General features: G+C 51.3%; 20 protein-coding genes. 9 read left to right on the top strand and 11 right to left on the bottom strand.

Going from position 1 to position 25,111, the window contains the following annotated elements; translation table 11 throughout:
- Nucleotides 1–2,933 (bottom strand): Rib/alpha-like domain-containing protein (locus KO087_RS06190; protein WP_215508433.1); only part of this gene is annotated, 2,933 nt, incomplete at its 3' end.
- 307 nt (nucleotides 2,934–3,240) lie between these two features.
- A complete protein-coding gene (locus tag KO087_RS06195; RefSeq protein ID WP_215508434.1) occupies nucleotides 3,241–3,393 on the bottom strand; it encodes a hypothetical protein in 153 nt (50 codons plus the stop codon).
- Between KO087_RS06195 and KO087_RS06200 the strand changes: the two genes are divergently transcribed.
- Entirely contained in the window at nucleotides 3,385–4,551 is a 1,167-nt protein-coding gene (locus KO087_RS06200; protein ID WP_215508435.1) for an iron-containing alcohol dehydrogenase, read from the top strand. The genes KO087_RS06195 and KO087_RS06200 overlap by 9 nt on opposite strands.
- Nucleotides 4,552–4,638: 87 nt before the next feature.
- Here KO087_RS06200 and gltX read toward each other — a convergent pair whose 3' ends face one another.
- The 9 genes from gltX to KO087_RS06245 all read right to left on the bottom strand — a co-directional run bounded on the left by gltX (nucleotide 4,639) and on the right by KO087_RS06245 (nucleotide 14,162).
- The gene (gltX, locus tag KO087_RS06205) at nucleotides 4,639–6,117 is read right to left on the bottom strand and encodes a glutamate--tRNA ligase (RefSeq protein ID WP_215508436.1); all 1,479 of its coding nucleotides are present in this window, start codon (nucleotides 6,115–6,117) and stop codon (nucleotides 4,639–4,641) included.
- Nucleotides 6,118–6,126: 9 nt separating this feature from the next.
- Nucleotides 6,127–6,846 (bottom strand): PHP domain-containing protein, encoded by a 720-nt coding sequence (locus tag KO087_RS06210; RefSeq protein ID WP_215508437.1) that lies wholly within the window; start codon nucleotides 6,844–6,846, stop codon nucleotides 6,127–6,129.
- Between the two features lie 84 nt (nucleotides 6,847–6,930).
- The gene (locus tag KO087_RS06215; protein WP_215508438.1) at nucleotides 6,931–8,514 is read right to left on the bottom strand and encodes an S-layer homology domain-containing protein; all 1,584 of its coding nucleotides are present in this window, start codon (nucleotides 8,512–8,514) and stop codon (nucleotides 6,931–6,933) included.
- A gap of 119 nt (nucleotides 8,515–8,633) precedes the next feature.
- Nucleotides 8,634–10,301: a proline--tRNA ligase gene (proS, locus tag KO087_RS06220; RefSeq protein WP_215508439.1), complete on the bottom strand. Its 1,668-nt coding sequence runs from the start codon at nucleotides 10,299–10,301 to the stop codon at nucleotides 8,634–8,636.
- Between the two features lie 8 nt (nucleotides 10,302–10,309).
- Nucleotides 10,310–10,714 carry an FMN-binding protein gene (locus KO087_RS06225; RefSeq protein WP_215508440.1) on the bottom strand — a complete coding sequence of 135 codons (405 nt, stop codon included), beginning with the start codon at nucleotides 10,712–10,714 and terminating at the stop codon, nucleotides 10,310–10,312.
- A 97-nt stretch (nucleotides 10,715–10,811) separates the two neighbouring features.
- Nucleotides 10,812–11,837, bottom strand: a complete 1,026-nt coding sequence (locus KO087_RS06230; RefSeq protein WP_215508441.1) for a LacI family DNA-binding transcriptional regulator — start codon at nucleotides 11,835–11,837, stop codon at nucleotides 10,812–10,814.
- Nucleotides 11,838–11,839: 2 nt separating this feature from the next.
- Nucleotides 11,840–12,733, bottom strand: a complete 894-nt coding sequence (locus KO087_RS06235) for a diacylglycerol/lipid kinase family protein (RefSeq protein WP_215508442.1) — start codon at nucleotides 12,731–12,733, stop codon at nucleotides 11,840–11,842.
- Between the two features lie 361 nt (nucleotides 12,734–13,094).
- Nucleotides 13,095–13,589 (bottom strand): hypothetical protein, encoded by a 495-nt coding sequence (locus tag KO087_RS06240; RefSeq protein WP_215508443.1) that lies wholly within the window; start codon nucleotides 13,587–13,589, stop codon nucleotides 13,095–13,097.
- Nucleotides 13,590–13,604: 15 nt separating this feature from the next.
- Nucleotides 13,605–14,162 carry a YtxH domain-containing protein gene (locus KO087_RS06245; protein ID WP_215508444.1) on the bottom strand — a complete coding sequence of 186 codons (558 nt, stop codon included), beginning with the start codon at nucleotides 14,160–14,162 and terminating at the stop codon, nucleotides 13,605–13,607.
- 57 nt (nucleotides 14,163–14,219) lie between these two features.
- Between KO087_RS06245 and KO087_RS06250 the strand changes: the two genes are divergently transcribed.
- The 8 genes from KO087_RS06250 to ahpF all read left to right on the top strand — a co-directional run bounded on the left by KO087_RS06250 (nucleotide 14,220) and on the right by ahpF (nucleotide 24,940).
- Nucleotides 14,220–15,068, top strand: a complete 849-nt coding sequence (locus tag KO087_RS06250) for a histidinol-phosphatase HisJ family protein (protein WP_215508445.1) — start codon at nucleotides 14,220–14,222, stop codon at nucleotides 15,066–15,068.
- A 289-nt stretch (nucleotides 15,069–15,357) separates the two neighbouring features.
- Nucleotides 15,358–17,268: an aconitate hydratase gene (locus tag KO087_RS06255; protein WP_215508446.1), complete on the top strand. Its 1,911-nt coding sequence runs from the start codon at nucleotides 15,358–15,360 to the stop codon at nucleotides 17,266–17,268.
- Nucleotides 17,268–18,266, top strand: a complete 999-nt coding sequence (locus KO087_RS06260; RefSeq protein WP_215508447.1) for an isocitrate/isopropylmalate dehydrogenase family protein — start codon at nucleotides 17,268–17,270, stop codon at nucleotides 18,264–18,266. The genes KO087_RS06255 and KO087_RS06260 overlap by 1 nt, the downstream gene beginning before the upstream one ends.
- A complete protein-coding gene (locus KO087_RS06265; RefSeq protein WP_215508448.1) occupies nucleotides 18,266–19,624 on the top strand; it encodes a citrate synthase in 1,359 nt (452 codons plus the stop codon). The genes KO087_RS06260 and KO087_RS06265 overlap by 1 nt, the downstream gene beginning before the upstream one ends.
- 159 nt (nucleotides 19,625–19,783) lie before the next feature.
- The gene (locus KO087_RS06270; protein WP_215508449.1) at nucleotides 19,784–20,479 is read left to right on the top strand and encodes an ABC transporter ATP-binding protein; all 696 of its coding nucleotides are present in this window, start codon (nucleotides 19,784–19,786) and stop codon (nucleotides 20,477–20,479) included.
- Nucleotides 20,473–22,740 (top strand): FtsX-like permease family protein, encoded by a 2,268-nt coding sequence (locus KO087_RS06275; protein ID WP_215508450.1) that lies wholly within the window; start codon nucleotides 20,473–20,475, stop codon nucleotides 22,738–22,740. The genes KO087_RS06270 and KO087_RS06275 overlap by 7 nt, the downstream gene beginning before the upstream one ends.
- 93 nt (nucleotides 22,741–22,833) lie before the next feature.
- The gene (gene ahpC, locus KO087_RS06280) at nucleotides 22,834–23,403 is read left to right on the top strand and encodes an alkyl hydroperoxide reductase subunit C (protein WP_215508451.1); all 570 of its coding nucleotides are present in this window, start codon (nucleotides 22,834–22,836) and stop codon (nucleotides 23,401–23,403) included.
- A 1-nt stretch (nucleotide 23,404) separates the two neighbouring features.
- Nucleotides 23,405–24,940 carry an alkyl hydroperoxide reductase subunit F gene (gene ahpF, locus KO087_RS06285; protein ID WP_215508452.1) on the top strand — a complete coding sequence of 512 codons (1,536 nt, stop codon included), beginning with the start codon at nucleotides 23,405–23,407 and terminating at the stop codon, nucleotides 24,938–24,940.
- The last annotated feature ends 171 nt before the right edge of the window (nucleotides 24,941–25,111 follow it).

Raw genomic sequence — 25,111 nt, forward strand, 5'->3', positions numbered from 1 at the left:
ACTTTGGCTTTGACTTCGACGCCTTCTTTGGCTCCGACTTTGACTGTCCCTTTATTAACGTCTTCGGATTTGAAGGTAACGTTAATGTAGTTGTCGGGGATGGTCTTTCCGTCGCTGCCTTTGGTCGGTTCGTCTTCTGTCGGCAGGTAGGGAACAACGTCGTCCGTCGTATACGCTTTTACATTGATAACTGCTGTTGCATTGTCTTTTGTACCATCACTATAAGTTACAACTACCGGTACATTTACCGGTTTTCCAGCATCTCCATCAACTGGTGTGTAAGTTACACTACCGTCAGCGTTTACTACTGCACCTGTTGGAGCTCCTTCACCCAAAGCAAATGTCATGCCTGTCGGTTGCGGATTTGCTTCCGGCTTCGGTTCTGTTGTGCTCTTTTGGTCTAGGAATTTTGGTGCTGCTACTGTTGCTTTTGTTCCAACTGTTCCATTGACTGCTGTATATTCCGGTTCGTATTTAGCGGAGTCTCCGTCATTAACTGATAGAGGAACTTTGTCGACGTGTCCTTTTTTAATTAGGATTTCTTCATCTTTATCGTTTTTACGATAAACGTCGTAAGTTACTTCTACGTTTGGTTCATCTTCGGTCGCATCAACTTTTGCTGTTGGCGTACCGGTAATTTGATCGCCTGTAATCGTTAAACCGTCGATGGATTTTCCATCGATAAATTTAGCTGTTACATTTTTAAATACATAGCCTTTTTGCGGTGTCGGTACAACTTTTTGATTGTATTCAGTACCTTTCGCTCCATCGGCTAATGGTGAGTCTGTAATGAGATACTTGTGGGTTCTGGAACCTTCAATCTTTCCTACAACTTGACCTTGGTCAGTGTCGTCCATTGACGCTGTTACTTTTACATCGTAGAGGCCTGCTGTTGTCGGTTTGCCGGAAATATTTCCATTTCCTGCGTCGATTGTTAAGCCTTCAGGTAGGTTAACTGCTGAATAAGCAGCACCTTTAATCGGATTATCGTTTTTGTGTTCAAAATCATCATAACGAGATCCGACATAGCTACTTAATTCGACAGTAAAGGAGTCGATAGCGATAGGATCTTGTAAATTGCCTTTTGAATCAACTCTGTGAAGTTTTGCTGTATATTCTGTCGTTTTTGTTACACCCGTTGTGTCAAATGGTGCTGAATCAATGGTGCCTGTACTTGATGGTTGTTGAGCTTGTCCTTCTTTACCATCAATTTTCTTTCCATCAGGACCATACCATACGATTTGGTATTTATTCGATGTGAAGGAATACGGAAGCCCTGTTGTAGATGTTTGTGCTACATCTCCAGGGATAGCTGTGTTTGCTTCATTGTCATAGTTGGTAATGTGGAAGTCAATTTCTCCGGGACCAAATACGAAGTCAGATCTTAAAATACATGTGGTTGATTTGGTTACTCCTACACCAAAGCCTGTTGAAGACCAGCCTGCGTTAATACCCCAATCAGAGTTCATGGATGCGTAATAGTTGTTGTTGTACGGAGTCATCACGCGAAGGTTTTCTGTTCCATCTGTAGAAACAAATAGCCAGTCGTAGTTAACGTGTTTTATTTCATTTTTCTTAGCAGTATCAAAAGCTCCGTTATCAGGCTTATCTGCCACGGTTCCAAGTCTATCGATTTGTTCTTGAGACCATTTGTTGCCTATAGCTATACCGCCTGCTGCATCTCCAACTTTATAGTTGTAAGATTTAAGACCGGCATCAGAGTTTTTATAAACTCCCCAAGTACCATTAAATTGGATAATGTAGTCACCTTCTGCATCGGTCTTTGCTGTTACGGTTTCTGCTATCCATTTTTCCGGTTCTTTTTTTACTTGTTCTTTGATCCAATCTTGCAGATCATCTTCGAGCTTTGAAGTCCATTTAGGGCCACGGATATCTTCCGGTTTTGAAATTCCACCGAGTGCCAATATCGCTTCATCGCTGTAGATTTTCTTCATAGCATAGTCAGATAGATAAGATGCTCTTACAGTTACGCCTTTTGCTCCTTCAGTGTGTTGAGTTATATCATACCAATGAATTCCACCAACACCTGATTTGTAATCCCAAGAAACTTTTCCAGTCATATAACCGCCGGATTTACTTTGTTTCGGTGTTTCTTTGGCATCAGTCCTGTGCATTTCAGCCTTAGGTTTTTGCATAAATAGAATCTTCCAATTGTCATGGGTATTCTTTGCTGTATTGGAACTTGAACCACCTTGAGTAATAGGTAGGCCAAAATCAGGAAATACTACCCCTTCTCCTGTTATATATTGAAGTTGATAACCTTTCGGAATAGTATCTTCTTCAACCCAGAACTTATACCTTCCATTACCGGCAGATACAGTTGTATCTGCATCAAATTTAATTAATTTTCCATCCGATGCTAAATAAGGGGTACAACCAATATTTAGTCTGCCGTTGGCATCGGATACTGCGGTGTAAATAGGCGATACATAGCCGCCGTCTTCAAACCATTGAAAGTAGCCTCTTACTCCCTCTAAGGGTTTAAATTGTTGACCTGTTGCATTATTTAAAGGAAGGTTTAAGTCTCCTCCGGTTTGTACACCTACAAATGCGTGAACGGCATTTCTCGCATCGTTGCCTACGCTAGATTCGATTGGCGGTGCAGCTCCTTTTACGCCTACCGGACCTTTGGCTGGTGCCATTTCAAATTTGCCTTCCCCGGCTTCCCCTCGTGCAAAAGCGCCATAGGGGATCATGGTAAATACCATGACAAAGGCCAGTACCCAAGCGATGGCTCGGGTTGCAAAGGTTTTCTTTGTGCTCTGCATAATTTCTCCTTTCTTATCTTTTCGCATATTTCTTTTATTCGTCGGCAAATTCATACAAGGCCATGCCTTGTGCCCTTTCTTTTTTGAAAGTGCATCACTCCTTTTTGTCGTGAACGCCATTTCTTCTTTTTTCTTTACATGCATACAGTCTTACAAGTTAATTCTAACACCCTTATCTTTGTTTATCTATGTGAAAGAACAGTTTTTGCCTATACCTTCCTTTTATTTCTTTCCTTTTAAAAGTAAAAAATAAAATTCTTTCGGGAGCACTTGTCTTTCACATAAAATCGGGCGGTTTTCTTCTCCCCATCCCTTAAATGGATACGACGTGGGCGGGGTTGCCGGCATCTTCGATAAGTTTAATTAAATTCTCGGCTTTGAGCCACACGGTGGCGGTGTTGTCGTTGGGATGGATGCCGATTATGCCGCCGTTTTTGGCAAATCGTTTGTCTCAATAGAAGTGCACGGCATGTTCGGCGTCGTTTAGGAGGCCGAAGGGGCTCTCGGCGCCGGCTTTCGGATCCAATTTTTCTTTCGGGGCGGCGAGCTTTGGGTATAATGAAACTGTATTTATGAGAGCAATAAAGGAGGATGTATGAATCATTTTGTTTTTTCGGTACCGACGACGATTTTTTTCGGGGAAGGTCAAGTGCGGGCTTTTGCCGAAGCGGTGAAATCTTACGGGGACAAGGCGCTGATTGTTTTCGGCGGCGGCTCCATTAAGAAGAACGGCATTTACGACGAAATCACCTCGGCTCTTCACGCCGCCGGTGTGAAGACGGTGGACCACGGCGGCATCGAGCCCAATCCCAGGATCGACAGTGTGCGGGCGGGGATCGCGCGGGTGAAGCAGGAAGGGGTGGATGTGATCGTGCCCATCGGCGGCGGCTCCTCCATCGACGCGGCGAAACTCATTGCCGCAGGCACGCTGACGCCGGGAGATCCCTGGGCCATTGTGAAGAAGGAGGTGGCGGTAAAGGATGCCCTGCCTCTGTGTGCGGTGCTGACCTTGGCGGCCACGGGCTCTGAAATGGACACGGCATCGGTGATTACCAATCCGGAAACGAAGGAAAAGCTGGGCTGGAAGAGCAGCAAGGTGCTCCCCAAGGCGAGCCTCATGAATCCGGCCTACACGGTGTCGGTGAATGGGTACCACACGGCGTCGGGCACGGCGGACATTATGAGCCACACCATGGAAAATTATTTTTCCGTAGACGACAGCGCCTTTATGCAGGATTCTATGTCGGAAGGCATTTTGCGCACCTGCCGCCACGCCGGTCCCGCGGCGGTGAAAGACGGCGGGGATTTGGAGGCGCGGGCCAATTTAATGTGGGCGTCCAGCTGGGCCATTAACGGCCTGCTTTCCACGGGCAAGGCGCAAGCCTGGAGCGTGCACCCCATGGAACACGAACTTTCGGCTTTCTACGACATTACCCACGGGGTGGGCCTCGCGATTTTAACGCCGCGCTGGCTCCGCCACGTGTTAAGTGCCAAGACGGCGCCGAAGATCGCCCGCTTCGGCCGCCGGGTTTTCGATATTCAAACGGACGACGATGTGGATGCGGCCAATGAAGCCATCGAAGCCCTGTATAATTTCTTTGTTTCCATGGGCATTCCCATGAATTTAAAGGCCGTGGGCATCGGCGAGGAACATTTGGCAGAAATGGCCAAGGCCTGTGCCGACCATGCCGGCGGTGTGATCCGCGGTTTTGTGGATCTGAAGGAAGAAGATATTTTGGCTATTTACAAGGCCTGTTTGTAGGCATAAAAAGAAAGCTGCTCGCGAGGGCAGCTTTTTTTGTAATGACAAAATCCGCCAGAGTGCGTGGCTCGGCGGATTTATATGCCTTTATTTTCTGTAGCTTTTTGCTTTTTCCAATCGTTTTAAGATTTCGTCTTTGCCTAAAAGGTAGATGATGTTGGAAAGTTCCGGGCCGTGGACGTTGCCGGTCATGGCGGCACGGGCGGGCATGTAGAGGTTTTTGCCTTTCACGCCGCTCGCCTTTTGCACTTGCTTCATGAGTTTGCCCGCATCTTCCAGGGAAATGGCGTCCATGTCCTTCAGGATTTCTTCCAGGGCGTCGATCACCGCCGGGGCGGATTCGGAGTTAATTTGTTCCAGGGCGTCTTCTTCGGTGACTTCGTAGTCGTCGTAGAGGAAGCCGCAGGCCTCAGGCACTTGTTCCAGGCGGTCCAGGCCGTCTTGAATGGTTTCCATTAAGACGCGGTAGTGCTCGGGATCTTTTTCCACGTCGGCTTTTGTAAAGAGGCCGGCTTTTTCGATGTAGGGCATGGCCATGTCCAGAAGCTCGTCGGCGGAAAGTTCTTTCATGTAGTGGCTGTTGATCCAGTCGAGCTTCTTCACGTCGAAGACGCCGCCGGTTCTCGCGATGCGCTTGGTGTCGAAGGCTTTGATGAGCTCGTCCATGGAGAAGATTTCCTGATTGTCTTCCGGAGACCAGCCAACGAGGGCCAGGTAGTTGATGAGGCCTTCGGGCAAGTAGCCGTGGCCTTTAAAGTCTTCCACGGATACGTCGCCTTGGCGTTTGGAGAGCTTTTTGTGGTCTTTGTTCAAGACGCCGGGGAGGTGAATGTAGGTGGGTACGTCCCAACCCAGGGCTTGATAGAGGTACACATGTTTCGGCGTGGAGGGCAGCCATTCTTCCCCGCGAATGATGTGGGTGATGCCCATAAGGTGGTCGTCCACCACCACGGCCATGTGGTAGGTGGGGAAGCCGTCGCTTTTCATAAGGACTTGATCGTCCATTTCGTTGGTGTTAATGGTGATTTTGCCCCGGGCTTCGTCTTCGAAGGTGATGTCTTCGTCGTGGGGAAGCTTTAGGCGCACCACGTATTCTTCGCCCTTGGCGATGCGCTCTTTGGCTTCATCCAGGGAGATGGAGCGGCAAAGGCCGTCGTAGCGGGGCACTTGGCCTTTGATTTTTTGGCCTTCGCGAAGGTTGTCCAGCCGCTCTTTGGTGCAGAAGCAGTAGTAGGCGTGGCCGGATTCCAGTAGCTGATCCACGTATTTTTTGTAGATGTCCAGCCGCTTGGATTGAATGTAGGGGCCGCAGTCCCCTTCTTCCACCACTTCTCCGTCTTTCATCATGACGCCTTCGTCGATGGCAATGCCCGCCCAGTTCAGGGAGCGGATCAGGTTTTCGATGGCGCCTTCCACGAAGCGGGTTCGGTCGGTGTCTTCGATGCGGAGCAGGAATTTTCCGCCTTTTTGTCGTGCGTAAAGGTAGTTATAAACGGCAGTTCTCAGGCCGCCGATGTGCAGGTAGCCCGTCGGTGATGGGGCAAAGCGCACCCGTACATTGTCCATGGTTCCTCCTTATTTGTCCATTAGCGTAAATGCGTTCAGTATGCGGTCGTTCTCCCAAGTGTTGACAATGAGCTCCTCGGGGTAGTCCAGTTCGTTAATCAGCACTTTGGCCAGTTCAAAATTACCTACGTCCACGTCCATGTGGGCATCGCTTCCCACAATGACTTTCATGTTTTTCTCTTTTCCCATTCCCAGAAGCACGCGCAGGTTTTCTTCCGCGCCGATGCGGGGGCCGTTTTTCTTCAGGGACGAATTATTTAATTCGCAAAAGAGATCCTCTTCCACGATAAAATCGCTTAACCGTTCGTAATCCAAGGGAAAACGGGCATCGTCGGGGTGGCCGATGATTTTTACCAAGGGATGTTTGCCGGCGTTGATGATCGCGTCGGTGTTGGTTTTGGCATCGGCGGGTTGAAAGCACTGCCTGTGCAAACTGACGATGGCGTAATCCAGTTTTTTATGGTCCAGATCGATGTCGATGGCGCCGTCTGCGGAGAGGATGTTGGCTTCCACGCCGCAAAGAATCACGACGCCGTCTAAGACGCGGGGCACGGCCTGGTAGTTATCGAAAACGGCGTTGTTTTCTACCCCTGCCATGGCCATGGCGTGATCGCTGGTTCCGAGGATTCGAATGCCGCGCGCCCGTGCTGCGGCGATATTTTCTCTGAGAGTCGAATAGGCGTGTCCGGAGGCGATGGTGTGGGTATGCAAATCGATTGATAGTTTCATAATGCCTCCCTCCTTAACATTTCTATTATAGCACAGGCTTTTCCGTGGAACAAAAAGCAAAAAAAGAAGCCCGCAGGCTTCTCTTTACTGAGGTTGGCCTGTGGCTTCTAAGATGTCGTAGTAGCTCCACGTGTTTTTGTTTACGTCTTTAAAGGGATTGTTGCCGTAGGTGTCCAAAAAGGCTTTGTCGGGCTTGCGTTGTAGGGCTTTGTTCAGGGCCGCGCAGACTTCCTGGCGGGTGATTTTTTCGCTCGGTGCAAATTTGCCCTTCCCCCGTCCGCTCATAAGGCCCGCCTGCTGAACGGCACCGATGTAGCCTTTGGCCCAGTGATTGGCTTTCACATCGCCGAAGTCGGTGGATTCCGCGGGGCTTAAGCCGGCGTAGGCGGCGAGAATGCGGGCAAATTCCGCCCGAGTAATGGATTGATGGGGCTTGAAGCTGCCGTCTTGATAGCCGGAGATGAACCCCCGCTTTTCCATAATGCCCACGGAGGCGGCAAACCACTGGCTGTCGTCTACATCTTTAAAGGAGGTGTAGGCGGCCACGGGCTTTGCGCCGTTTGCCATGCGGGCGATGACGGATGAAACTTCCGCCCGGGTCATGGCTTTTGTCGGCTTAAAGGTGCCGTCGGGGTAGCCGGTCACGTAGGCGGGCCGTGCCACTTTCATGGCTTCTGTGAGGCTGTTTTCCGCGCCGGCAATTTCAGGGGCCGTGGCGTTTTCTTTTGCGAGGATAAATTGCCCCGTGGCCACGGCGGCATTAACCTGCAGCTGCTCGACTTTGGCCCGTCCGCTCATATTGACCGATGAAAGGACGCGGAGGAAGTCGTCGATTTTTTTCCTGTCCCCTGCGTAGGGGGCGGGGGCGGCGTCGGTTCCTTTCGCGCCTTCGCCCACGGTGGCGATGATTTCTTCTTGACCGGCTTTCGTGGTGAAGACGAAGCGCAGGGCCGTGTCCTTTGGCTGGGGATTGATGACAACGTTGAAGCGGCCGTCGTTACCCGCGACGGTGCTGCCGATTAAGGTATTGCCCCGATAGACCCGCACGCCGGCGCGGGCCACGGCGGTGCCGGATAAGGTGTTGGCGCCGACGGCGATGGGATCCACGGCGGATTTTTTCGCCGCGACAGGAGTCGTCCCGGGCGTTTGTCCGGAGGGCACCGCCGGTATGGCCTGTCCCGTGTCGCTGGCGACGTCTTTTTGAATGCTGCGGTTTTTGCCGTTTTTATCCACGGTGGCCATGACGTAGGACATGGACACTTGGTTCACGTTTTTTACGCCTTTTTTAAATTTGCCGCTCATTTTCAAGGTGAAATCCCGTCGACTCAGGGCCTTGACGTCGGGGATTACCAAGGTGACGATTTCTTTTTTGCTGCTGTCTGTCTTCGTGGACATGAGGCGGTAGTCGTTGTCGGTGAGGCCGCCGACGAAGATGGCCTTGTCGATGTGAATGGTTTTATCGACCATAAACGACAGGGAAAATGTCTTTAAATTGCTTTGGTAGTCATTGGGCATGGTGATCTTTAGTTCCATGCCGTAGGGGTCCGATGCCTTTTGCTTATTGGTCATGGGAAGGTTCAGTTGGCTCTGAATATCTTCCGCGGCGAAAACCGCCGTCGACGCAAATAGGAGCAAAAGGGCCAAAAGGGTACACAAACTGCGTTTCATAAAATCCCTCCTTCCATCCATTATAATCCATGAATCGCACCGTCGCCGTTACGATTTCATAACAGTTTTTCTTTATTTCCCGAAGAAAAAGAAAAAACCCCGCGTCGCGAGGTTCGTTTCTAGTTATTTAATGCATCTGCTATGCGCAAAAGGGCCTCCTCGGCAGGCAGCTTTTCCACATCGCCGCCTCGGCGCTTTAATTCCACCACGCCCCCTTCGGCATCCTTGCCTACGGTCAGTTGCAGGGGGATTCCCAAAAGGTCGCGGTCTTTAAATTTCACGCCGGCCCGCTCGTTGCGGTCGTCGAGAAGCACGGCAATGCCTTTCTCGTCGAGGGCATCGTATACTTTTTCCGCCAATTGCATTTGCTCTTCTTTTTTCACATTGGCCACGGTGATGGCCACATTGTAAGGGCCCAGGTGGGGCGGGAAGTTCAGCCCGTCGTCGTCCCGATGGTTTTCCAACACAGCCGCCATCAATGCGCCCATGTGCCAGGTGGCGCCGCCTAAAATATAGGGAGCCTCTTTGCCTTCACTGTTTAAAAAGCCTGCGTTCATGGCTTCGGAGAAGTGTGTACTCGGCTTTCTGATCCGCACCACTTCAAAGGCTTCCCGGAAGGTGTAGGCCGCACCGGCCGGAGACAGGTCGCCTTCCGCCACATCCAGCAGGTCGTCGGCGATTTCGCCTTCGAAATCTCTGCCGTAGTTGACGTTTTTTATGTGGTAATTTTCTTTGTTTGCGCCCACCACCATGTTGTCGATTCCGGTGACGGCGCGGTCGACGATGATCCGCGCCTTCTCCCCCAGGCCTATGGGCCCGGTGAATCCGGGGAAGGTGCCCAGCTCGAGAATGGTTTCCTCATCCAACATGTCGATTTTATCGCCGCTCACGCCTAAGTAGTTTTCAAGTTTCTTTTGATTCAGCTCCCGATCCCCGGGCACGAAAACAAAGACAGGCGCACCGTCGACCCTTAGATCCACCGCCTTGGTGCAGCGGGCCGCTTCCACGCCGATCATGTCGCTCAACTCTTTAATGGTGCGGGCATCGGGGGTGTAAACCGCTTCCGCTTCTTTCGGTGCTTCGCCTTCAGGCAAGGGGTAGCGAATGGGGGCCTCATCCTTCATGTAGGCCGATTCGCCGTCAAGGGCCAGTTCTTCTTTGTAGCCCTCCGCCAAAGCGTAGTACACGAGGCTATCCGGTGTGTCCACGGCGCGGTAGTCGATTCCCAACGCATTTAAAAGGGCTTCGGCGCGCTTTTTCTCCTCGCCGAAAAATGCCTCGGCGTCTTCGGGATCGCCGTCGAAGCGCGCGCCGTCCATGACCGAATAGGCCCGGGCATCGGCAAGGCACGATGCGGGCTTCGCCACGTCTTTGTAGCGCAGGGCTTTTTCGTACAAAAAGAGGGGAAGCTGCTTGTAGCTTTTTAATTCGCCTTTGACGAGGCCTAAAAAAGCTTCCTCCGATGCCGGCGAAAGGGCGGCTTGTCGATTGGTGCGGTCCGCCACCTTAAACATTTGACTGCCGCATTTTTCCCAACGGCCGCTTTCTTCCCACAAAGCCCGCGGCTGAAGGGGGCTTAAGGAAACCGCCGTACCCTCTTGAAAAAAGTCCTTTTCAAGCCGCGCCTCGAGGGCTTCCATAAGCTCATGGCCGTAGGGCAAAAGGGTAAACAAGCCCACGCCTGCTTCTCTTGCCATGCCCGCCCGAAGCATCCACTTGTGGGCTTCGGTGCGCGCATCGGCCGGCGCTTCCCGCAAGGTGGGCAGGTAGTAGCGAGACAGTTTCATAGGGCCTCCTATTCCGCTTGACGAATGCAATTTCTCACGGCTTCCAAAAAGCCGTAGGAAGCCTCCGTGGCACCGGAGATCGTGTCTACATCCGCCGATTGTTTTCGAATCACTTTGCCTTCAAGGCGATCAAAGGCATCTTCCACGACGCCTACATTTTCACTATGTTCCACTACATGGACCCGGTCGATGAAGCCGTCGCGCACCCGCATTTCGACGGAAATATCCCCCACCATTCCGCGGCCTGCGGAAACATAACTGCCGTCTTTTAATAAATGTCTTCCCTCTTGCCTCAAATCCACCGCCTCCGATTTCTTTTCTTCGGCGACGGGCTCTTCGGCACTGTAGCTCAAGGAGGTGGCACAGCCGGTGAGCGCGAAGCAACAGGCCAAACTCACGACGAGTTTTTTCAATGGAAAAGCTCCTTATCTATATGAATACTCACTTTATCTTCTGTTTCCATTATAACCTATTTTCTACCATATGTGGTGGTTGGCGGAACATTAACCACTATTTTTTGTCATTTAAATCGACGACACTTTGCCGCTTAATGATTTCCACGGGAAGAAGAATCATCTCTTCGCCTTTGTCCGTATTCTTCTTGTCCAGCATCTTAAAGAGCTTGCGAATGGCTACGGCGCCGATGTCGTAATAGGGCTCTTTCACCGTGGTGAGTTTGGGACGGTAAATGTCCGACAAGGTGCTGCCGCCGAAGCCTGCAAAGGACATGTCCTCCGGAATGTTCATGCCGTGGTCCCGCATGACATTCATCAGGTGAATGGCCATTAAATCCTGGCTGCAGAAGAGCACGGAATACTTGCCGCTTCGAAGGGCGTCTTCGTGTTCTTCGAAAAGATCCTGAGCGTCGCCTTCCGTGAGGCCTTCGCAGTAGAGGACGGAGGGCTTCAGTCCCGCCGCACGCATGGCGTCGCGGTAGCCGCGAATCTTGTACTTTTCGTTGGTGCGATCCATGTCTTTTCGCATGGCCACATAACCGATGGCCGTGTGGCCCAGATTAATCAGGTAATCAGTCATATTGTAGGAAGCGGCCTTGTTGTTAATGGTAACGGTGGGCGCCTCGTCTACATTGTAAAAGCGATTGATGACCACGCAGGGAATGTTAAACTCGTCCAGCTTATAGAGAAGCTTTTGGTTTAAAATTTCCGAAATAATAATGATCCCTTCCACTTGCTTTTGGCTGAAGAGATTGGCGAATTTAATTTCCACTTCCGGATCGTCGTAGGACGAGGAGAGCAGAATGTCGTAATTGTGCATGCGGCCGATTTCTTCTACGCCCCGTAAGACTTGGGAAATGTATTGATTCCCTACGTCGGAGACGATGACGCCGATAATATTACTTTTTTTCGTTACCAGGCTTCTCGCCACTTCGTTGGGCTTGTAATCCAATACGCTGATGGCGTGAAGTACCCGTCGGCGGGCCTCGGGACTCACGGGTTTGGAGTCGTTAATGACGCGGGATACGGTTGAAATCGATACGTCCGCCATTTTTGCTACATCTTTGATGGTCGATGCCATACTTACCTCCTATTTGTAATCAATTGAATGCCCCCAGGCACCACTTCAATGGTTTGTGGCAGGCGAGGGCCTTTTTCTCCGTCAATATCCACGTGCATGGACTTGTCCGCACGAATGGTGATCTTTTTTCCGTGGCGATAAATGAAATGATCGTGATCGATGTGTCTGCCCAGGCCGATGGTTCGGAAAAGGTCCAGCAGTTTGGACATGGTCATCTCTTCGATGACCGCAAGCTCCAAGAGGCCGTCGGTGACGTCGGCTTCCGGGGAAATTCTCGAAAAACCGCCGACGCTATTGGAATTGGAGACCATGACCATCATGGCCTTGGTTTCGATGGACTCGCCGTCGCAGTCGATTTTGACGTCGAAGCCGCTTTTTAAAAAGTCCTTTTCACGAAACATGCGAAAGCCTTCGGCGTAGTAGGCCAATCGCCCCACAGCGGATTTGGCCTCGTCGGGCACTTTGTAGCCGATCTCCGAAAACACGCCGACGGCACAGACATTAATAAAGGCGCTGTCGCCGCAAAGGCCAATGTCGACGGCGATTGGTTTTCCCTCGGTGACCATGGTGTAAAAATCGTAGGGATCTTTCGGTATGCCCATGGACTCGGCGAAGTCGTTGACCGTGCCCGCCGGATAAATGGCCAAGGGCGTTCTTCGCCTCGCTTCATACATGCCGGAGACCACTTCGTTGACCGTGCCGTCTCCGCCGATGGAGATAATGCAATCTTCCCCGTCATCGGTGGCGGCAAAGGCGCGGGCATCGCCGCCTTTTTGCGTAAAATTAAGTAACACGGCTGTTCCCCTCGAGGCAAAGGGCGCGATTAGTTTTTTTATGATTTCAATAGCCCCTTCCCTTCCGCTGGAAGGGTTAGCGATAATTTTTACCTTTTTCATTTATACCTCCGCCTTTATTATACGCTATGGGGAACGATCTCACAAAGAGGAATTCAACTTTTTCCCCGAAATAAATCGGAAAATTTTCCCGAAAATCATGAAAAATGACCGGCTGTTACAAATCTGAACCCTTTTTATGGCGAATATGCCCTGTTTTTTCCCCCGACCTCTCCTTCTGCAGGAAAAGAATTTATTTTTTCCCGTGCCCATGGCGGCGTCTGCGGCAAGCGTTTTTTCTTTCTTAGTCGGCGCCCTTATTTTTTACATAACCATTATTTTCCCGTAATCTTTTTCCCGTATGCTACTTTAGAAAAGGCGGGCATTAAAAAAGAAGCGGCGGGGCCGCTTCTTCCTTTTGCTGTTACCGCGTGCGCAACACATCTCTTAAGGCTTCCAATACTTCTCGCATAATATAGAAGTAATCCACCACATTGTTGGCGTTGAAGGAGATGGTCTTTGCCGTGTCCGAAATGGAATCGGTGAGCACATCGGCGGTGTTTTTTATTTTTACAGACGTTTGATCCACGGTGCGGGCCACGTTGTCGACGGTGCCCGTCACATCGCCGACGGTGGCGGCGATCTTTTCCACTTCCGGCTTCACGACTTCAACCATTTCCGTGGCGTCGGTGGTGAGGCGAGAGGCGTTGGTGGAGATAATGGTGACATTATCTGTAATGGTCGGGAGCTTTTGCATGGTGTCGTCGATGACGGCTTCGTGGGCCTCCAATTTGGTTTTGACAACCTTTAAAATGCCGGCGACGTTTTTCAGGGTAATCATCAAAAAGACCAGAGCCCCGATACCTGCAAGATAGAGTAAAAAGCGCAAGAGGTCGTGCAAATTAATCATGGTGTCCATTGTGACCTCCGTGTTCTACTTATCTTCTTCTTCTTTTACGACCTTTTCGGATTTCTTTTCTGCGTCTTTTGCCGCTTTGGCAATTTTATCGGCGCTTTCTTTCACTTGGTCTTTGGCTTCTTTCGCTTGATCTTTGGCTTCTTCGCCGACTTCTTTCGCGGCATCGCCGACAGCTTTGGCGGATTCTTTTAATTCCACCTTCACATTGGCGCCTTCTTCGCGAACGATTCTGCCGATGGCTCTTGCTTTGGCTTTGGCGATTTCGGCATCGTCGCGTACTTCGTCGGCCTTAATGGCGGCGCGAAGTTTCAAATCGTCGTAGGTGTCTTGAACAGCTTGTTGTGCTTCATAAGCCCGTGCGGATAATTCATCGGCGGTGTCTAAAGCCATGTCCTTGGCGTTTTCTGCCAATTCTCTGGAGCGGTCGACGATGTCTTCGCGGGTCTTTTTACCGCTTTGGGGCGCGAATAAAAGGCCGGCTGCAGCGCCGACGACGGCACCTAATGCAAATTTCTTTGCTCGTTCTTCTCGTAAATAGCGTTCACGTTCTCTTCTCATAAAATCAAATATCATGGTCAACCTCCAGTTTTTAAGTTACTATTATTATAGTACCCAAGGGAGATTAAAAGTATGCATTTTTACGGAAAATTCTTACACGATCTCGGAAAGGAGACGCTTTTGCTCATCGATTCTCACAGTCACTCACGCTTTTCTTTCGACTCCGAGGCGGATTGCGAAGAAAACATTCTCGCCGCCATGGCCCTGGGCCTCGACGGCCTGGCCTTTACCGATCACATCGACCGGGTCGACGGGCCCTTGGATTATTGTTTCGATTTCGACGACTACACCCGCACCCTCATTCCCTTAAAGGCCCGCTACGAGGACCGAATTTTGGTGCTTATCGGCGCGGAAATGGGCTTGAATCTCGAGAAAAATCATTGGATCGAGGCAGCCATGAAGGATGATCGCTTCGATTACTTTATCGGCTCCCTCCACACCGTGGACAATCAGGACGTGGCCTCCACCCTCTATACGTACAAAGGGGATCTGAAACCTTTTTACAGAAACTATTACGACGCCATGGTCCATGCCGCCACGGGAACCACGGGCTATCACGTTCTGGGTCACATGGATTATTTGGACCGCTACGTGCGGGACAAGGCGGCCATTCCCCCCTTCGCCTTTTACAAGGAGCAGGTGGCGGCGGTGCTTGAGCATTTGATTCAAAAGGATTTGGTGTTGGAGTACAACACGGCGGGCAAGTACAAGGGTCTGAATTACGGCAATCCCAAGGAGGAAATCCTCGCCCTCTACCGAGATCTCGGCGGCAAGCGGATCTGTCTTTCCTCCGACGCCCACAAGTCGGAGCACATCGGCCGGGATTTTCATTCGGCGAAGGATTATCTCATCCGCTTGGGCTTCACCCACGCCACCTATTTCGAAAAGAAGTGCCCCGTGGAAGTTCCCCTGGCGGATTAAACTTGATCTCTTTTTTACAGAAAGAACAGGTTGCGGAAACATTTCGCTACTATACTTACCATAGAATTCGACGGAGCCATCGGTTCCGCATTGAGTTTTCATTTCTTACTCCCTTATTGAGGCGGCGTTTTGCGCCGTCTTTTTATTTGCTCTTTAAGGCAATAAAGTATACAATCTACTTTGAAAACGCTCTACCATTTTAAAATAGAAAAAGGTATACTGGTAATTGACGATCATATGAATCGAAAAACGGCATTGTCGTTTCCTAGACCGCAATCAAGGAGGTTGTATGACTAGTATCGCGTACCAATTATTGGAAAGCCACTTGCTGGAAGGAACCCTTTCTCCCGGCGAAGAGATTAAATTGAAAATCGATCAAACCCTGACCCAAGATTCTACGGGGACCATGGTTTATTTGCAATTAGAAGCGATGGGCATTGAAGACATTCAAACGGAGCTTTCCGTAGCCTACATCGACCACAACATGTTGCAAACGGGCTTTGAAAATCCCGACGATCACGAATTTATTCAATCGGCGGCGGCAAAATACGGCCTCGTCTTTTCAAAACCCGGCGGCGGCATTTGCCACCAAGTGCAACTTGAGCAGTTTGCCGCACCGGGCAAGACCTTGGTGGGAAGCGACTCCCACACGCCGACAGCAGGCGGCCTCGGCGCCCTCGCCATCGGTGCCGGCGGCTTGGATGTGGCCGTGGCCATGGCCAGCGGCTTTTATTTCCTGAAGGTGCCCAAGGTGTTAAACCTGCGCCTCAGCGGAAAATTAAAGCCCGGCACCAACGGCAAGGATGTCATTCTCGCCATCCTGGGCAAAAAAACCGTCAAGGGCGGCACGGGCTACATTGTGGAATATTCCGGCGACGGCGTGAAGAATCTTTCCGTCACCGATCGGGCCACCATTTGTAATATGGGGGCGGAACTGGGCGCCACCACCTCCGTCTTCCCCTCCGACGACGTGACCCGGGCCTTTTTGAAGCGCCATGGCCGGGTAGAGGCCTTCGTGCCCCTCGCCGCCACGGAGGATGCCGTCTACGACGACGTGCTGGACATTGATCTTTCCGCCATCGAGCCCGCCGTGGCCAAGCCCCACTTGCCCGATCAATACGAAAAGGTGAAGGATCTGGGCAAGGTGAAGGTGGATCAAGTGGCCATCGGCAGCTGCACTAATTCCTCTTACACGGACATGATGAAGGTGGCACAAATCTTAAAGGGCAAAAAAGTCCACGAAGATGTAAGCCTGGTCATCTCTCCGGGGAGCGCCACCATCTTAAATGCTTTGTCCAAAAACGGCGCACTGGCCATTATGATCGAAGCCGGCGCCCGCATTTTGGAAAGCGCCTGCGGTCCCTGCATCGGCATGGGCCAGGCACCGAAGTCCGGCGCCGTGAGCCTCAGGTCCTTTAACCGCAACTTCAAGGGCCGCAGCGGCACGAAAGATGCGAAGATCTATCTCGCCGGCCCGGAAACCTGCGCCGCCTCCGCCATTGCCGGCTACATTACCACGCCGGATGCGGTAGAACCTGTAGACGAGCCGGATCACTACGATCACGCCACCAATTACTTAATCTATCCCAAGGAAAAAGCTTTGCGGCCGAAGGAAGTGAAGATGGGTCCGAATATTAAGCCCTTCCCCTTGGCACATCCCTTGGAAGATGGTTTTGAAAAGACCATTCTCCTCAAGGCATCGGACAATGTCACCACCGACGACATTTGCCCCTCCACGGCAAAACTTCTCCCCTACCGGAGCAATATTCCCGAGCTTTCCAAACACGCCTTCTCCACTTTGGTGGACGACTTTAAAGCCCGGGCGGAAAAACACGGCGGCGGCATCGTCGTCGGCGGCGACAATTACGGCCAAGGCTCCAGCCGGGAACACGCGGCCCTCTTGCCCCTTTATTTAGGCGTGGAAGCCATCGTGGCGAAAAGCTTCGCCCGCATCCACCGCTCCAATTTAATCAATATGGGCATTCTTCCCTTGGTCTTTAAAGACCCCGCCGATTACGACAAATTAAACGAAGGCGACACCATCGCCATGAAAGACTTAAAGGCCTCCGTTGAAAAAGGCGAATTTATCTTAACATCAGGCGAAGGTGCCATCGAGCTTGTAGGCGACTTCAGCGAACGGGAAAAAGCCATGCTCTTAGAAGGCGGCTATTTAAACTACACGAAAAACAGGAGGGCATAATGAAGAAAGTGACCTTGATCCCCGGCGACGGCATCGGCCCGGAAATCGCCGCAGCGGTAAAAAAAGTGTTTGAGGCCATGAAGGTGCCCGTGGTTTTCGAAGAAGTGAACGCGGGCAAAGCGGTCTTTGAAAAAGAAGGCACCTACTTGCCCGATGCCCTCTTCCAATCCCTGGAGCGAAATAAAATCGCCTTAAAAGGCCCCATTACCACCCCCATCGGCCACGGTTTCAGAAGCCTCAATGTGGAGCTTCGGAAAAAATACGATCTCTACCAAAACATTCGGCCCATTAAGCCCGCCGCCGATCTTCCCATGAAGTTCGACGACGTGGACATGGTGCTCTTTCGGGAAAACACGGAAGATCTCTACACCGGCGTGGAGGAAGTGATCTCAGAAAATGAAGCCCACTCCATTAAAATCATTACACGGGACAAATCGGAGCGGATCATTCGCGCGGCTTTCGACTACGCCGCGGCCAACAAGCGCCGCTCCGTCGCCGTGGTCACCAAGGCCAACATTATGAAAGCCACCGACGGTTTGTTTTTAGACGTAGCGCGAGACGTGGCGAAGGACTACGATGTGCCCATGAAGGAAATCCTCGTGGACAACATGGCCATGCAAATGGTGATGAATCCCGGTCAGTTTGACGTTATCGTCACGGAAAACCTTTACGGCGATATTCTTTCCGACTTAGGCGCCGGACTCATCGGCGGTTTGGGCATGATTCCCGGCATGAACAAGGGCAAGGACATGGCCATTTACGAATCCGTTCACGGCTCGGCCCCGGACATTCAAGGCAAGGGCATCGCCAATCCCACGGCCATGCTTCTCACCGCCTGCTTAATGCTCGACGACATCGGCGAAGGACCGTCGGCTGAAAAAATTCGCCGGGCCATTCACGACGTCTTGTCCGATCCCGACACCCGCACGGTGGATCTCGGCGGCAGCTTAAGCACCGAGGCCTATGTAGACGCTTTAATAGAAAGAGTAGGTGTGTGATGCTCAATCAGAAAATGGACCCCCGCCTGGACGATCTGGCGGAAAAGATTACGAAGCGCGACACCATTAATCGCGAGCTCTATTCCAAGTACAATGTGAAACACGGCCTGCGCGATGCCGAAGGCACCGGCGTCCTCGTAGGCATTACCCGCATCGGTTACGTCACCGGCTACGAAAAAATCGACGGCAAAAAAGTCCCTATGGAAGGGGATCTGCTCTATCGGGGCTATTCCGTGAAGGACATGGTGCATGATTTTAAAGCGACCAATCGCTTCGGCTACGAAGAAGTAGCCTACACTTTGCTCTTCGGCAATTTGCCCACGAAAAAAGATTTGAATTTCTTCAAGGGCCTCTTGCGGGAAGAGCGGTCTCTGCCGAGAAATTACCTGGAAGATACGATCCTGAAAGTGCCGGGGCGCGACGTCATGAACAAAATGATGCGCTCCACTTTGTGTCTGTACTCCTACGATGCGGAGCCCGACGGCACCTCCACGGCCAATGTGCTTCGCCAAAGCGTAAGCCTTCTCGCCAAGACGCCCCTGATTATGGCGTATAATTACCAAGCCAAGAAACACTACATCGACGGAGACAGCCTGGTCATCCATTACCCGGACAGCGACATGTCCACGGCGGAAATGATTCTGTCCCTGATTCGGAAAAATTCCGACTACACCGATGCCGAGGCCAAGATTTTAGACCTGATGCTCGTGCTTCACGCCGAACACGGCGGCGGGAACAACTCCACCTTCGCCACCCACGTGGTCTCCTCTTCGGGCACGGACACTTACAGCGCCATCGTCACGGCACTGGGCTCTTTGAAAGGGCCGCGCCACGGGGGCGCCAACCTCATGTGCTCCGCCATGCTCGACGACATCGCCTCCAATGTGCGGGACGTCCACAACGAAAACGACATCGAAGATTACCTGCGCCGCATCTTAGGGGGCCAGGCCTTCGACGGCAAGGGCCTGATCTACGGCATCGGACACGCCGTCTACACCTTAAGCGACCCGCGGGCCGAACTCTTAAAGCAGCAGGCAAAGGTGTTGGCCGAAGAAAAAGGCTACAGCGATCAATACAATTTCATTCGCCTGGTGGAAGACATCGGCGGTCGCCTCTTGCAAGAGCGCAACAACACAAGCTATCCCCTTACCGCCAACATCGACTTGTACTCGGGCCTGGTGTATCAAATGCTTGGGATCCCTCGGGACCTTTACACCCCACTTTTCGCCACCGCCCGCATGGCCGGCTGGTGCGCCCACCGTTTGGAACAAGTCCAAGACAAGAAAATCATTCGCCCGGCCTACGTCCACTTAAACTCCAGGAAAAAATACCTGTCCATGGACGACCGGACAAATTAAAGGAATCCCCTCGTAATATCGAGGGGATTTTTTCTTTTCTCAAATAGTTAAATGAAGTTCGAAAAAAATACATGAGCAGCCGAGAATTTTATAGACAAAAAAAGTCACGAGGCATACAATTGTTTTGATAAAAAGTATCATTTAATTAAGGAGGTTCTTATGATTACCATTGACCATCTACATAAAAGTTACGGCACGAAAAATCAACGGCTTCACGTATTAAAAGACGTGTCTTTTACGCTGCCCGAAGGAAGCCTGGCCTGTCTCTTGGGCCCCTCCGGCTCGGGAAAATCCACCTTGCTGAATATTTTAGGAGGCATTGAAACCGTCGACGAAGGCGAAATTATCGTAAACGGCGCCCGATTGTCCCATATGAATAAAAAGGAACTGGAGCGCTATCGCAGAAAACAATTGGGCTTCGTCTTTCAATTTTATAATTTAGTGGAAAATTTAACCGTCCGAGAAAATATTCTGACCGGCGCCTACCTTTCCGACGATCCTCTGAACGTGGACGCCTTGGCCGAGGAGCTTGGCATTGCCGATCAATTGCACAAATTCCCCTCGGAAATATCCGGCGGCCAAGCCCAGCGGGTGTCCATCGCCCGGGCCATGGCGAAAAAGCCGTCCCTCTTTATTTGCGACGAGCCCACCGGTGCCTTAGACTACGAAAGCGCCAAGGCGGTTTTGCACTTAATCGAAGACTTGAACAAAAAACACAAGACTACCATTCTTATAGCCACACACAACGAAGCCCTCGCTTCCATGTGCCACGTAATTTTGCGCCTTCACGACGGCAGCTTAAAATCTTATGAAGAGAATAAACACATCCTCTCCGCCGAGGAGGTGCAATGGTAATGAAAAACCCCATTCACCGACGGATTCTGCGGCTGTTTTTTAAAAAGCCCGGCACCTACTTGCCCCTTTTCCTCATTTCCCTTTTAACCGTCACTTTCACTTCCTCTTTTTTTATCAGCCAAAATTCCATTAAGCCCCTTTACTACAAGGGACTGCGGGAAAACAAAGTGGAAGACGGCCAATTTCTCATGGCGGATCCTTTAACGAAAAAGGCGAAGGATGCCATTGAGAAAAGGGATTTGGATCTTGCGGAAAATTTTTATAAAGACGTTCCCTTCCGCATTCCCGGCGACGAAGATAAGCGGCAAAAAACACTTCGCACCTTTATCAACCGGGAAAAAATCGACACCGCCGCCATTCACGCCGGCCGATTGCCTGTGAAAAAAGGAGAGATTGCCATTGCCGCCAACTTGGCCAAGGCGAGCGATCTTCGCCTCGGCGATACCCTTCGCCTCCATGGCACAGATTACAAGATTACGGCCTTGGTGGCCACGCCGGATTACTCCACGATTTTAAAGACCCAAGGGGATTTGGCCATGGACACCACGCATTTTTCCGTGGCCTTTGTCACGAAGGATGCCTTCGATTCCATGAAGGAAAAAACCAATTACCTCTACGTCTACAGAAACCACGCCCGCCTGTCTGAAAATGCAGCGCGAGATAAATTCGAAGACATTCTCGCCGATGCGGAAACGTCGGGCCCCGTCATCGGCGCCACCACCTTCTACGACAACCGCTGCATCCAATACTTTATCGACGACATGGGCGGCGATGTGCCCATGATGATGATTACCATGGTGCTTCTGTTTATATCCCTGGGCTTTATCAGCGCCCTGCAAACCCGAGGCCTGTTGCGGGAAGAAGCGCCGGTGATCGGCACCCTCCTCGCCATGGGCTACGAGACGAAAGATTTGATACGCCACTACAGCCTCATCCCTACCTGCCTCACGATTTTCGCGGGGGTGGCGGGCAATATTATCGCCTATGTGAAGGGCTACAAGCTCTACGCCGACCTTTACTACACATCTTATAATCTGCCGCCCTTTGTGCCCGTTCTTTCGCTGAAGGCCTTTGCCTTAACCACCTTGATTCCCCTGGGCATCATTTGGCTGGTCAATCGCCTGCTTCTCATGCGCTACTTTCGCCTGTCGCCCCTACGCTTTCTGCGGCGGGAATTTTACCGCAAAAAAAGAAAAAAAGCCCCCTCTCTGGAAAACTTTTCCTTTATGCACGCCGCCCGCCTTCGCATCTTGTCGGAAAACCGCCTGAATATCCTCGCCCTGTTCTTCGGCATGTTCATAGGCAATGTGCTTCTTCTCTTTTCCATGGCCATGGGCCCTATGTTTGACGACTACATGGATTCCATAAAAAAAGACATGAAGTACAATTACACCTACTTGGTAAAGGCGCCGGATCCCGCCATTGACGCCGACAAAGGCTTAAGCCTTACGGTGGATTACAAAAAGGGCGACGACAAAAGTGATCTGAATCTGCTCGGTCCGGACAAAGACACGGCCTACAAAAAAGATCTGCCTTCAACCATGGGAGCAAACGACGTGGTGATCTCCACAGGCCTCGCCCAACGGGACAAATTAAAACCGGGGGATGAAATCACCGTCAAGCTTCCCCGATGGAAAAACTACAAACGATTAAAAATCGTCGCCATTGCCCACGACATTCACTCCGTTCAGGCATTGATGCCCATGGATGCGCTAAACAAATTTATCGACAAAGATGCAAAGAATTTCAATCTCTACTGGTCGCAAAAGCCCCTGCACGTAGACGACGACCGACTCATTACCACCATCGATCGGGAAAAAATCGGCTCATACTTGGACGCCTTTTTAGAGAATTTCGGCGGCGCCCTACTTACCACCCGCATTCTGGCCATGGTATTCTACTTTACTCTAGTCTACACCGTGAGCAAGTTGATCTTGGAAAAATCCCAAAAAGATATTTGCTACCTGAAAATTTTCGGCTACGGAGACAGGGAAGTGGCATCCGTTTATCTCTTGGGCATGGGAATCGCCGTGGCGCTCTTTTATCCCCTGAGCCTGCCTCTCTTCGATCCTCTGGTGCGCTACCTCTTCGCCCTGTCCATTTCGAAGCTTTCCGTCTACATGGAGCCACACTTCGCAGCCAAAAGTTATCTCGCCATTTATGCCTCGGACCTCGCTGTCTTTGCTGCCGCCCAGGCCCTGAGCCGCAGAAAGATTAAGGGCTTGAATATGGTGGAAGAATTAAAAAAAGTCAGTGGCTGAAAAGTGGCCCGTGTTTGACTTTTCCTTTTTAACTGATTATACTTATCATTAGCAAGATACAGTATGATTTTTAGAAGATATAAGGAGAAAATTATGGCTTTAATAGGAAAAACATTACCCGAGTTTAAACTCGACGCCTATAATCCGGCAAAGGATGAATTTGTAACAGTGTCTAACGACGATATGAAGGGTTCTTACACTGTACTCATCTTCTACCCTGCCGACTTTACTTTTGTTTGCCCCACGGAGCTTGAAGATATGCAAGAATCCTATGACGAATTAAAATCCCTGGGCGCCGAAGTCTATTCGGTTTCCGTGGATACCCACTTCGTTCACAAAGCTTGGCACGACAATTCGGAAGCCATCAGCAAGATCCAATACACCATGATCGGCGATTCCAACAAAGAGCTCACGAGAGAGCTCGGTCTTCTCGACGACTCGGGCAAGGCCCACCGCGCCACCTTGGTCATCGATCCGGACAATGTGATTCAAACCGTTGAAATCAATGCCGACGGCATCGGCAGAAAAGCCAATGTCAACATTAACAAGGTGAAAGCGGCCAAATACGTCGCCGAACACCCCGGTGAAGCTTGCCCCGCCAAATGGGAAAGCGAAGCAGACGCTACCCTGACGCCGGGACTGGACCTGGTAGGTAAAATCTAATATGTTAGATACAAATCTAAAGAACCAGTTGGCCCAATATTTTGACCTCTTGAAAACAGAGGTCACTATTGGGCTTTCTGCGAATAATGACGACGAAAATTGCAAGAAGGTTCGGGAATTTGTCGAAGAAGTGGCGGCCTTGTCGGACAAAATCACCTTGGTGGAGAAAGAGCTGACCTACACGCCTTCCTTCGAAATCAAGGGGAGCTTCGAGCACGGCAGAATCGTCTTCGCCGGCCTTCCCTTGGGCCACGAATTCGCCTCCTTCGCCCTGGCCATGCTCCAGGCAGGTGGAGTCGCGCCGAAAATCGACGCTTCCGATAAGAAGCGCATCGAAGGTCTGGCGCCGGCGGATTTCGAAACCGTCGTGTCCCTTTCCTGCCACAACTGCCCCGACGTGGTACAGTCCTTAAACATTATGGCCATCGTCAATCCGAAGATCAACCACACCATGATCGACGGCGGCAGCTTCCAAGACCTGGCGGAATCCAGAGATGTCCTCGCCGTGCCCGCCATTTTTAAAGACGGCGACTTTTTCGAAGGGGGCAAACAGTCCCTTTCAAGCCTTTTGGAAAAGCTGGGCAGCAAAGTGGACAAAGAGGAATTTAAGGACAAGCCCCTTTTCGATACCCTGATTATCGGCGGCGGCCCTGCAGCAGCGACAGCCGCCATTTACGCCGCGAGAAAGGGCATTAAAACCGGCCTCCTCGCCAGCGAATTCGGCGGTCAGGTGAAAGAGACCCTGTCCATCGAAAACATTCCCGGCTTTAAATACACGGAAGGCCCCGACTTCATGGATCAAATGCAGGCCCAGGTCACGGCGCTGGATGTAGACATTATGACCGGCGTCCTCGCCGACGGCATCAAATCCCTCGACGACAAGGTGGAGGTGAGCCTGGATAACGGCGCCAAGCTTTTTGCCAAAACGGTGATTATTGCCACCGGCGCCCGTTGGCGGCTCATCGGCATTCCCGGCGAAACGGAATTCAGAAACAAAGGCGTCGCCTATTGTACCCACTGCGACGGCCCCCTCTTTAAGGGGAAAAATGTTGCCGTCATCGGCGGCGGCAACTCCGGCATCGAGGCGGCCATCGATTTGGCGGGCCTCGCCAAAGACGTTACCGTGCTGGAATTTTTGCCGGATCTAAAGGCCGACGATGCCCTCTTGAAGAAACTAAAGACCCTCTCCAATGTGACGGTCATCACCAATGCCCAAACCACGGGCCTTTACGGCGACGGCAAAGTGGAAAAACTCGCCTACACGGATCGGATCAGCGGCAAGGCCGAGGAGATCCCCATTTCCGGCTGCTTTATTCAAGTGGGTCTGGTGCCCAATACGGAATGGCTAAAAGATTCCGGCCTAAATCTTTCCGACAGAGGCGAAATCCTCATCGGCAAAGACGGATCGACCAATGTGAAACGCGTGTTTGCCGCCGGCGACGTTTCAGACACCCTCTATAAGCAAATCGTCATCGCCGCCGGAAGCGGTGCCACCGCCGCCCTCGGCGCCTACAACTACCTTATGGTCAATGAATAAAATAAAAAAGGTTCTCTATTAACCCTTGAAGAGCTCGGTGAAAACCGGGCTCCTTTTTCGTGCGCTTTAACATGAAACAATCCATTGAGGACTTAATCCCCATGGAAAGTTTAAAGCCATTTTGTATTTATCCCACCAAAAAAGCCCCTGTAGGGGCTTCCTTCGTTTATA

It is taken from the genome of Peptoniphilus rachelemmaiella (assembly GCF_943169845.1).
Lineage (GTDB): Bacteria > Bacillota > Clostridia > Tissierellales > Peptoniphilaceae > Aedoeadaptatus > Aedoeadaptatus rachelemmaiella.